Origin of the sequence: Amycolatopsis balhimycina FH 1894 (genome assembly GCF_000384295.1) — a bacterium.
Taxonomy (GTDB): domain Bacteria; phylum Actinomycetota; class Actinomycetes; order Mycobacteriales; family Pseudonocardiaceae; genus Amycolatopsis; species Amycolatopsis balhimycina.
Map to the genome: position 1 here is coordinate 10,365,652 of NZ_KB913037.1, position 10,131 is coordinate 10,375,782.

8 protein-coding genes are annotated in these 10,131 nt (G+C 69.3%); 7 read left to right on the forward strand and 1 reads right to left on the reverse strand.

Features of this window, described 5'->3' with window-relative positions; genetic code table 11:
* The first annotated feature begins 8 nt into the window (after positions 1-8).
* From A3CE_RS0147615 to A3CE_RS0147640, 6 genes are all read left to right on the forward strand, one after another.
* The gene (locus A3CE_RS0147615; protein WP_020647202.1) at positions 9-1,256 is read left to right on the forward strand and encodes a sugar ABC transporter substrate-binding protein; all 1,248 of its coding nucleotides are present in this window, start codon (positions 9-11) and stop codon (positions 1,254-1,256) included.
* Between the two features lie 8 nt (positions 1,257-1,264).
* Positions 1,265-2,224 (forward strand): carbohydrate ABC transporter permease, encoded by a 960-nt coding sequence (locus tag A3CE_RS0147620; RefSeq protein ID WP_020647203.1) that lies wholly within the window; start codon positions 1,265-1,267, stop codon positions 2,222-2,224.
* The gene (locus A3CE_RS0147625; RefSeq protein WP_020647204.1) at positions 2,221-3,030 is read left to right on the forward strand and encodes a carbohydrate ABC transporter permease; all 810 of its coding nucleotides are present in this window, start codon (positions 2,221-2,223) and stop codon (positions 3,028-3,030) included. The genes A3CE_RS0147620 and A3CE_RS0147625 overlap by 4 nt, the downstream gene beginning before the upstream one ends.
* A gap of 24 nt (positions 3,031-3,054) precedes the next feature.
* On the forward strand, positions 3,055-4,716 hold the full coding sequence (locus A3CE_RS0147630) for an amylo-alpha-1,6-glucosidase (RefSeq protein WP_020647205.1): 1,662 nt from the start codon (positions 3,055-3,057) through the stop codon (positions 4,714-4,716).
* Positions 4,717-4,914: 198 nt separating this feature from the next.
* Positions 4,915-6,144 (forward strand): HNH endonuclease signature motif containing protein, encoded by a 1,230-nt coding sequence (locus A3CE_RS0147635; RefSeq protein WP_020647206.1) that lies wholly within the window; start codon positions 4,915-4,917, stop codon positions 6,142-6,144.
* 635 nt (positions 6,145-6,779) lie between these two features.
* Positions 6,780-9,656, forward strand: a complete 2,877-nt coding sequence (locus tag A3CE_RS0147640) for a glycoside hydrolase family 9 protein (RefSeq protein ID WP_043791507.1) — start codon at positions 6,780-6,782, stop codon at positions 9,654-9,656.
* A gap of 46 nt (positions 9,657-9,702) precedes the next feature.
* Here the strand turns inward: A3CE_RS0147640 and A3CE_RS57145 are convergent, their stop codons facing one another.
* Entirely contained in the window at positions 9,703-9,843 is a 141-nt protein-coding gene (locus tag A3CE_RS57145; RefSeq protein ID WP_157376802.1) for a hypothetical protein, read from the reverse strand.
* Positions 9,844-9,850: 7 nt separating this feature from the next.
* Between A3CE_RS57145 and A3CE_RS53920 the strand changes: the two genes are divergently transcribed.
* A complete protein-coding gene (locus tag A3CE_RS53920) occupies positions 9,851-10,054 on the forward strand; it encodes a hypothetical protein (RefSeq protein ID WP_020647209.1) in 204 nt (67 codons plus the stop codon).
* The last annotated feature ends 77 nt before the right edge of the window (positions 10,055-10,131 follow it).

Here is a 10,131-nt window from a genome sequence, read left to right on the forward strand (position 1 = left end):
GACCTCTCATGAAGCGTCTCCCCCTCATCCGGCTGCTGTCGGCGGCCGTCGCCGTCACGACCGTGGCCGCGTGTTCCTCGGGGACGGCCCCCGCCACGGGCTCGGGCGGGACGGGCGCCGGCGGCGCCTTCGCGGTCTGGGACCCCTACCCGCAGTTCGACGCGAGCTCCGCCTGGGCGAAGGTCATCGACAAGTGCGGTGCCGAAGCCGGCGTCAAGATCGCGCGGCAGGCGTTCGACACGACCGACCTCACGAACAAGGTGCTGCTTGCCGCCCAGCAGAACACGGCGCCGAACGTGCTGGTGGTGGACAACCCGGTGGTCTCCACCCTGGCCGAGGCCGGGGTGCTGAAGTCCAATCAGGACACCGGTCTCGACGCGGCCCAGGTGGCCCCGAACCTGCTCGCCGCCGCCGACGTCAAGGGCCAGGTGTACGGCGTGCCGATCGGCGCGAACACGCTCGCCCTGTACTACAACAAAAAGGTGCTGACCGCGGCCGGCGTCGACCCGGCGTCGGTGCGGGACTGGGCCTCGCTCAACGCCGCACTGGCGAAGGTGAAGACGGCCGGCAAGAAGGGCATCACGTTCTCCGCCATCGGCACCGAGGAAGGTACTTTCCAGTTCCTGCCGTGGTTCTGGGGCTCGGGCGCGAACCTGACCGACGTGTCCTCGGCAGACGCCGTCTCGGCGCTCACCCAGTGGAAGTCGTGGCTGGACCAGGGATACGCCCCGAACTCCGTCGTCGGCAACACGCAGACCACCAGCTGGCAGGAGTTCGCGACCGGGGACTACGCCTTCGCCGAGAACGGGACCTGGCAGCTGCAGAACGCGAAGAAGGCCGGCCTCGACTACGGCGTCCTGCCGATCCCGGGACGCGCCGGGGGAGCGGCCCCGGCGCCGACCGGTGGCGAGTTCGTCACCGTGCCGGCCCAGAGCAGCCCGGACGCCGAGAAGACCGCGGGCAAGATCGCGTCCTGCCTGACCAGCCCCGCGAACGTCCTCGACTCGGACACGGCGCTGACCTACGTCTCCGCCGTGCCGTCCGTGCAGGAGAAGCAGGTCGCCGCCCAGCCGGAGCTGAAGGTGTGGGTCGACGCGGTCAAGGTCGCGAAGGGCCGCACCGGCGACAACCTCGGCACCCGTTACCCCCGGATCTCGGAACCCCTCTGGGGCGCCGTGCAGTCCGCGCTGACCGGCGCGAAAGCCCCCGGTGCCGCGCTCTCGGCCGCGCAGGCGACCGCCGCCGCGGCGAAGTAGGCCGGCTCATGCAGGACATCCGTGAGCCGGTCGTGCTCACCGCCCGTCCGGACGCTCCGGCGCCCGGACGGGCCGGGCGCGCGCGGCGACGGCGGCAGCAGCTCCTCGCGTGGGCGTTCCTCCTGCCGCTCGTCGCGTACCTCGTGCTGTGCTACGGCTACCCGCTGGCGACGAACATCGACCTCAGCCTCCGCGGCTACACGGTCCGCACCTTCGTCCACGGCGGGGCGCCGCTGGTGTGGTTCGACAACTACGTCACGGTGTTCGGCGATCCGACGTTCCGCACGGCGCTGTTCGACACGGTCGTCTTCACCGCCGCGTCGCTGCTGTTCCAGTACGGCATCGGGCTGGCGATGGCGGTGTTCTTCGCCCGGAACTTCCGCCTGGGCCCGACCCTGCGGGCCCTGTTCCTCGTGCCGTGGCTGCTGCCCCTGATCGTTTCGGGATCGACCTGGGCGTGGCTGCTCAACAGCGAGTCCGGCGTCGTCAACTCCGTGCTCGGCTGGGTCGGCGGCGGCAAGATCGACTGGCTGACGTCGCCGTCCTGGTCGCTGGTCTCGGTGATCATCGCCAACATCTGGATCGGCGTGCCGTTCAACCTCGTCGTCCTGCACAGCGGCCTGCAGAACATCCCGGCCGAGGTGTACGAAGCGGCGTCCCTCGACGGCGCCGGGGCCTGGCAGCGGTTCCGGCACGTCACGTTCCCGCTCCTGCGACCGGTCTCGGCGATCACCCTGCTGCTGGGGCTCGTCTACACGCTGAAGGTGTTCGACGTCATCTGGATCATGACCAAGGGCGGCCCCGGCGGATCGTCGACCACCCTGGCCACCTGGTCCTACCAGCTCGGGTTCGGCAGCATGCTCCCGCGGTTCGGGCCCAGCGCCGCCGTGGGCAACGTGCTCATCCTGCTGGCACTGGTCGCGGGGCTGCTCTACATCCGGACGCAGCGCAGGCAGGAGGAAGCGTGACCCGGCACTGGCGCACCGCGGCCGGGCTCGTCCTCACCGCCGTGATGTTGTTCCCCGTCTACTGGATGGTCAACGTGTCGCTGACCCCGGCCGGGCGGATGCGCAAGTCCCCGCCCGACTGGTTCCCCGCCGATCCGACGTTCGAGGGCTACGAACGGGTCCTGCGCGAGCAGCTGCCGTACTTCACCACCAGCCTGTTCGTCGCACTGGGCACGGTCGCGCTGACCCTGGCCCTGGCCGCGCCTTCGGCGTACGCGCTGGCGAAGCTGCGCCCGCGCGGGCACCGGTCGCTGGGCTTCGTGCTGCTCGTCGCGCAGATGGTCCCCGGCATCATCATGGCGCTGGGGTTCTACGGCATCTACGTCAAACTGGGCATCACGAACACGGCCTGGGGGCTGGTCCTGGCCGACTCGACGATCGCGGTGCCGTTCGCCGTGCTCATCCTCACCTCCTTCATGACCTCCGTGCCGGACGAGCTCGTCCAGGCGGCCACGATCGACGGGGCGGGCGCGGTGCGCACGTTCTGGTCGGTGGTGCTGCCCGCGAGCCGCAACGGGGTCGTGACCGCCGGGCTCTTCTCGTTCCTGTGGGCCTGGTCCGACTTCGTCTTCGCGGCGACGCTCGACGGCGGTGGCTCGATGCGGCCGTTGACCCTGGGCATCTACCGCTACATCGGCAACAACAACCAGGAGTGGAACTCCATCATGGCGACGGCGGTGGTCGCCTCGGTGCCGGCCGCCGTGCTCCTCGTGCTGGCGCAGCGCTTCGTCGCCGCCGGCGTCACCGCGGGCGCCGTCAAGGACTAGCCCCTTCCGGAAAGGACAACTTCTGTGCCCACGGGCGAATTCTCGCTGCGGGAGATCCCGTTCAGCTACCCGGGATCGTGGCTCGACGTCTCCCCGGTGGTGGCCCAGGCCACCTGCGCCGACGACCCGCACCTGGTCTCCCACCGCCACGGCATGCACGCCGTCCTGGCCCTGGTCGCCGACGGACCGGTGACGGCCACGCCGTCAGAACTCGCCTGGGGCCGCGGGCGGATCAGGGCGGCGTTCGCGTCCCCGGAAGCACTGCGGATCGCCGGGCGCGGCGCCGAGCTGCGGATCAGGGCGGCGGAGCCCACGCTGACCCCGTTCACCGGCACGTACTTCTTCACCGACCCGGTCGACGGCTCCGGTGTGTTCACCTCGTACGAGACCGGCTACCGCTACCGGATCACCGTCCTTTCCGGACACGTACGGCACATCGGAGCCGAAGCACTCGGCACAGCCGAGCGCGCGGTCGTCGTCAGCGGCGACGAGTGGGAGGTGGCGATCGAGGAACTGCCCGGGGCCCGCGCGCAGTACGTGCCGGAGCAGACGTTCGACGAGGTCGTCACGGCGGCACTCGCCGCGTTCACGACCTTCGCCGACGACGTGGCGCCGTGGCGCAGCGAACGCACCCCGGCGGCCGAACTCGCCTGTTACGTGCTCTGGTCGGCGATCGTGGGACCGTCCGGGTTCGTGGGGCGTCCGGCCGTGCTGATGTCGAAGCACTGGATGGACAAGGTGTGGAGCTGGGACCACTGCTTCAACGCGCTCGCCCTCGCCGCCGGCCGTCCCGGGCTGGCGTGGGACCAGTTCCAGGTCGTCTTCGACCACCAGGACGACCAGGGCGCCCTGCCGGACTCGATCACCCACGCCGAGGTGCTGCGCAATTTCGTCAAGCCTCCGATCCACGGCTGGACGCTGTCCCGCCTGCGCGGCCGTCTTCCCGGTGGCCTGCCGGAAAAGGAGCGCGTCTACCGGCAGCTGGCGGCGTGGACGACGTTCTGGCTGGACCATCGCCGCGTGCCGGGCCAGCCGTTCGCCCACTACGAGCACGGCAACGACAGCGGCTGGGACAACGCGACCCCGTTCGCCGAACGGCGGCTCGTGCGGACTCCCGACCTCGCGGCGTTCCTGGTGCTGCAGCTGAACGAACTGGCCGTCCTGGCTGTCGAGCTGAAGGACCCCGGCGCTGCTGCGCGGTGGCGTTCTCTCGCGGGCGACCTGCTGACGGCGCTGCTGGACCGGCTGTGGGACGGCACTCGTTTCGTCAGCCAGCCGGTCTCGACCGGCTCGAGCCTGCTCGATCTCATGCCGATCGTGCTGGGGGAGTACCTGCCTTCCGACGTTCGTGACAAGGTCGTGGCCGGGCTTGAGGAGCATCTCACCGACATCGGGCTGGCCACTGAGCAGCCGGCTTCCTCGTTCTACGAGGCTGACGGTTATTGGCGCGGTCCGGTGTGGGCGCCTGCGACGGTGCTCGTCGAAGACGGTCTGCGGCGGGCTGGTGCTGTCGATCTTGCCGATCGTGTCAGTGCTCGGTTTCGTTCTGTGTGTGAGAAGTCCGGGTTTGCGGAGAACTTCGACGCCTTGACCGGTGAGGGGTTGCGTGATCGTGCTTATACCTGGACTGCCAGTGCTTACCTTCTTCTTGCCGGTTCTGCTGAGCGTCGTGCTTCGTCTGGTTGAGTCTCAAGATGCGGCTTCGCCGTGGCGTGGGAAATCGGCGCTCCTCGGGTTGTCTTCTCGTTGTGGTCGGCAGCGCCGATTCCCCACGCACCGAGTCCCTTCCGCCTTTCTCGTAGGTGTTCCGGTGCTGTGACAGGTTGGCTTTGGTGGTACCTGATCGTGTGATGACAGGTGTTCGATTGTCGGTATTCTTGAGTTATGGCCGAACATGCGATCTGGCAAGCTGATGCGGTGGCACTCGCCGACCGTCTCGGTGAGCTGTTCGCGTGCATGCGGTCTGCTGAGGCTGAAGTTGGTGCGTTGGTGGTGGAGATCGAGCGGCGGGGTGTGCTGGAGCTGTTCGGCTACCGGTCCGTTCCCCGGCTGCTCGAGCATCTGGTGGATGTCCCGAAATCCTCGGCCGAGCGGATCGTGAAACGCGCCCGGGCCATCAACCCTGGCGCGACCCTCGACGGCACCCCGATTCCCGCAGTCGCTGCTGCCACGGGCGTTGTGGCTCGGTCGGGGCGGTTGAGTAATCCGATGATCGACGTGATTGTCGGGGTGTTGCGGGATGTTCCGCCCGAGCATCGTGAGGGTGCCGAGCAGCATTTGCTTACCTTCGCTGAGGAGGCCGGGCATCGGCAGGTCGCCGCCCTCGGCGCCCGCATCCTGGCCCACCTCGACCCCGACGGCACCGAACCGGACGACACCGAAATCACCACCCCCACCCGGGAACTGTCGTTGCGGCGCAAGAGAACCGGGATGTGGGAGATCAGCGGCAAGCTCGACGATGAGACCGGTGCCCGCGCCAGTGCGCTGCTGGACTCGCTTGCTCAGCGTCGCAGCACCGGCGAGGGTCCCGACTTGCGGTCTCCGCAGGAGCGTTACGGCGATGCGTTCTCCGACGCGGTCGATCTGGCGTTGAATGGCCCGGAGTTGCCGAGGCAGGCTGGTGAACGCGCGCACGTGATGGTCGCGGTCTCGCTGGAGGACTTGAAGTCCGGGATCGGCACCGCCCTCCTGGGTGACGCTGGGACAATCTCCGCGGCCGAGGCGCGGTTGCATGCTTGCGACTGCAAGATCATTCCTGTGGTCCTTGGCGGCCAGAGTGAACCCCTTGATGTTGGGCGCCTGCGGCGGCTGGTTCCCACGGGGATCCGGCATGCCCTCTACCTGCGTGACCGGGGTTGTGCTTTCCCGGGGTGTCATCGGCCGCCCCGGCATTGTCAGGGCCACCACGTTCGCCATTGGGCGGATGGTGGCCCGACGGAGCTGGGCAATCTCGTGCTGATGTGCGCCCACCACCATCGGCTGGTGCATCGCTCCGGGTGGGAAGTTCGCATCGCCGCCGACGGTCTCCCGGAGTTCCTACCGCCGGTGTTCCTGGACAAGCAGCGAAAACCCAGGCGTAACAACCTCCACCTACCCCTGCCCTTCGCGGCATAGACAACAGAACATGGGACAGGCCCGGAGCCGCACGGCTACGGGCCTACACCCACGCCATTCTCATACACACGTTGAGCCTACTGGCGTTGAAGACGGTCGCGGAGTCCCATGAGTACAACTGGACTCCAGTGTGGACGGTCGTGCCCAGGTCGATCGTGGTCGACCGCCACCGAGCGCGATGCACTGGTGCACGTTGTCAAGACGGTGCAGCCGTCTCGCCGGGCACCTGGTCGCCCGTACTGGGTCGGCCTCGGCTCTGTCTTGCTTCGGATGGGCGCACCCGCACGGTGCGGCCGTCTTGTCGAGCACCTGCCCGCCCCGTACTGAGCCGGCCCCGGCCCTGGCCCCGGATACCCGCCACTGGGGTGATACGCAGCCGGCTGAGGCCTATCCCGTCACCTCCGCGGCTTGCCGGCAGTGCCCGGGGGTCCGCCGAGCCCCGGATTCCCAAGGAGCAGCAGCGGCATGACAGCAGGCGGCTGCCCACCAACGGCCCATACCTCCGAACGCCTCCTCAAGCAGCTGATCCCGGCCCGCACAGTGCGGATATTGCCAACCGTGTGCCGGGCCGTTTACAGTCTCCTTCCTGGGAGCGCTCCCAACCTGCGGCCGGCTCGACGACGAGGAGATGGCGAATGCGGGCAAGGAAGTTGCGGACCGGTCTGGCCTTGCTGGCCGCGGCGGCGCTCGGGCTGACGGCCGGGTCCGTTCCCGCGTCGGCCGCTGACTACGAGCGGCTGCTCAACGGCACCTTCTCCGGTGGCACCATCGACCCCTGGTGGGCCGGGTCCGGCACTACCGGCCGCGTCACCGCTGGGGAGTTCTGCACCGACGTCACCGGTGGTACGGCCAACGGCTACGACGCTCTGGCCGGGCAAAACGGGGTTCCCTTCGAGGCGGGACAGCAGTACACGCTGACCTTCGACGCGCACGCCACCACCGCCCAGCAGATCTCCGCCGTCGCCGGGGAGGCCGTCTCACCCTACCGGCAGATCTCGCGCACCGACCTGACCGTCACGCCGGCGACCCAGCACTTCACCGTCACCTTCACGTCCACTTTGGACTTCCCGAACGCCGGCAACGGGCAGCTGGCGTTCTGGTTCGGCGGCCAGGCCGCGAACAACACCGTCTGCCTGGACAACATCTCCCTGATCGGCGGTGTCATTCCGCCCGGTGGCCTGCCACCCACCAGTGGCATCCGGGTGAACCAGGAAAGTTACACGCCTGGCTTGCCCAAGAAGGCCACCGTGATCAGCGACTCGGCCACGGCACTGACGTGGACGCTGAAGAACTCCGCCGGCGCCGCCGTCGCCACCGGGCAGACCCGGCCGCGCGGTGCGGACGCCGCTTCCGGTGAAAAGGTGCACGAGATCGACTTCTCCGCCTATGACACCGCGGGGACCGGCTACACGCTGACCGTCGGCTCCGAGACCAGCTTCCCCTTCGACATCTCCGCGGACGGGCTGAAGAAACTGCGCTACGACTCGCTCGCGTTCTTCTACCACCAGCGCAGCGGCATCGCGATCGACGCCCGATACGCAGGCGCGGCCTACGCTCGCCCGGCGGGGCACCTGAACGTCGCGCCGAACCAGGGCGACAACAACGTTCCCTGCCGGTCCGACCTGAACTGCGGCTACACCCTCGACGTGCGCGGTGGCTGGTACGACGCCGGCGACCAGGGGAAGTACGTCGTCAACGGTGGCATCGCCACGTGGGAACTGCTCGACGAGTACGAGCGCGCGCTGCGGATGGGCGACGCGAGCGCGCTGGGCGACGGGAAGCTGGCTATCCCGGAACAGGGCAACGGCGTGCCCGACATCCTCGACGAGGCGCGCTGGGAGGTCGACTTCCTGCTGGAAATGCAGGTCCCCGACGGCAAGCCGAACGCCGGCATGGTGCACCACAAGATCCACGACGCGCAGTGGACGAGCCTGCCCACCCGCCCCGACCAGGACAGCCAGCCTCGCCGGCTCTCCCCGCCGAGCACGGCCGCCACGCTGAACATGGCCGCCGTCGCGGCGCAGGCGTCGCGGTTGTGGCGGACCATCGACCCGGCGTACTCGGCGAAGCTGCTGGCCGCGGCCGAGAAGGCCTACGCCGCGGCGAAGGCCAACCCGAATGTGCTCGCGGACCCCAACGACGGCACCGGTGGCGGCACCTACAGCGACAACACCGTGACCGACGAGTTCTACTGGGCCGCCGCGGAGCTGTACACGACGACCGGCAAGAGCGCCTACCGCAGTGACGTCACGGGCTCCTCGCTCTACCGCGGCGCCAGCTTCACCACCCACGGCTTCGACTGGGGCTCGACGGGCGCGCTCGGCGACATCACTCTCGCCCTGGTGTCCAACGACCTGCCGGCGGCCGACGTCGCGGCGATCAAGACGGCGATCACCACGACCGCCGACAGCCACCTGGCGCAGATGGCGGCCATGGGCTACCCCGCGCCCTACCGCACCGCCGACGGTACGTACGAGTGGGGCTCCAACGGCCTGGTCGCCAACAACGGCGTGGTGCTCGGCCTGGCGTACGACTTCACCAAGCAGGACAAGTACCGCGACGGCGCGTTCCAGGCCATGGACTACCTGCTGGGACGTAACCCCGCGAACTACTCCTACGTCTCCGGCCACGGCGACCAGGCCGTGCAGAACGTGCACCACCGGTTCTGGGCGCACGAGCTGGACCCGTCGCTGCCGACCGCCCCGCCCGGCGCGCTGTCCGGTGGGCCCAACAGCGGCCTGCAGGACCCGACCGCCGCGCGGCTGCTCGCCGGCTGCGCGCCCCAGCGCTGCTTCGTCGACGACATCCAGGCGTACTCGGTGAACGAGGTCGCCATCAACTGGAACTCGGCGCTGGCGTGGCTGGCGAACTGGACCGCGGAGAAGTCCCCGTCCACTGTGGACACGACACCCCCGGCCGCCGCGGGCGAGCCCGCCGTCTCCGCGGTGGCCGGCACCAGCGCGACGGTGACCTGGGCGGCGTCCTCGGATCCGGAAAGCGGCATCAAGGGCTACGACGTGGTCAGCGTGACCGGCGCGGCCCGCAAGGTCCTCGCCACCGTCACCGGGACGACCGCGACCTTGACGGGCCTGACGCCGTCGACCGCCTACACCCTGGTCGTGGTGGCCCGCAACGGCGCGGGCCTCGCCGGTCCCGACTCGCCGTCCGCGCAGTTCACGACGCTGCCGGACAAGCCGGCCGGCGGGTGCGCGGTGACGTACACCGCGAACACGTGGAACAGCGGGTTCACCGCCGCCCTCACCCTGACCAACACCGGCACCACGGCCTGGACGACGTGGGCGCTGAAGTTCTCCTTCCCGGGCAGCCAGAAGGTGACGCAGGGCTGGTCGGCGACGTGGTCGCAGTCCGGCCCGGACGTGACCGCCACGGCCATGCCCTGGAACGGCTCGGTGGCGCCCGGGAAGTCGGTGCCGATCGGCTTCAACGGCAGCTACACCGGAACCAACTCGAATCCGGCGGCCTTCACGGTGAACGGGAAGGCGTGCGGCTGAGCTGGGCCGCCGCCGGGCCGGGTGCCTCGGAGGATGTGACGGTGAGTTATTCGACGGATCCGCGGGCGGCGCGATCGGTGACCTGTCCCTGCTCGGTCAGGTGCAGCTGCCGGGTGGTCGACTGGGCGGTGTAGACGAGCGCGGCGATCGCGGTCACCGCGGTGACGCCCGAGACGACCGACTGCACCACGAGGGTGGTCGGCGAGGTCGTGGTTCGCGGTCGTCCCCGCGGCGTTGCCCGGCGGCCGCGCGAGTTCCTGGGCTTCGCCGGGGCTCATCACCTGAGCGTCAGCACCGTGCCCTACGCCCTGGCCGAGGCGGACCAGGCGCAGACGGACCTGGTCGAGACCGGCCGCCGTCGCGGCAAAGTTGCCGGTTCGCCGCCGCAAAAAGCCTGATGACCAGCGCACATGTGAATCGGCGCGCACCACGGGGCGTCGCGCTACTGTGACGCTCACTGGGGCTGCGGACGCTA

What these genes read in the sequence shown, in the direction of transcription:
- A3CE_RS0147615 (WP_020647202.1), top strand. Translation starts at nt 9, where the DNA reads ATGAAGCGTCTCCCCCTCATCCGGCTGCTGTCGGCGGCCGTCGCCGTC.
- A3CE_RS0147620 (WP_020647203.1), top strand. Translation starts at nt 1,265, where the DNA reads ATGCAGGACATCCGTGAGCCGGTCGTGCTCACCGCCCGTCCGGACGCT.
- A3CE_RS0147635 (WP_020647206.1), top strand. Translation starts at nt 4,915, where the DNA reads ATGGCCGAACATGCGATCTGGCAAGCTGATGCGGTGGCACTCGCCGAC.
- A3CE_RS0147640 (WP_043791507.1), top strand. Translation starts at nt 6,780, where the DNA reads ATGCGGGCAAGGAAGTTGCGGACCGGTCTGGCCTTGCTGGCCGCGGCG.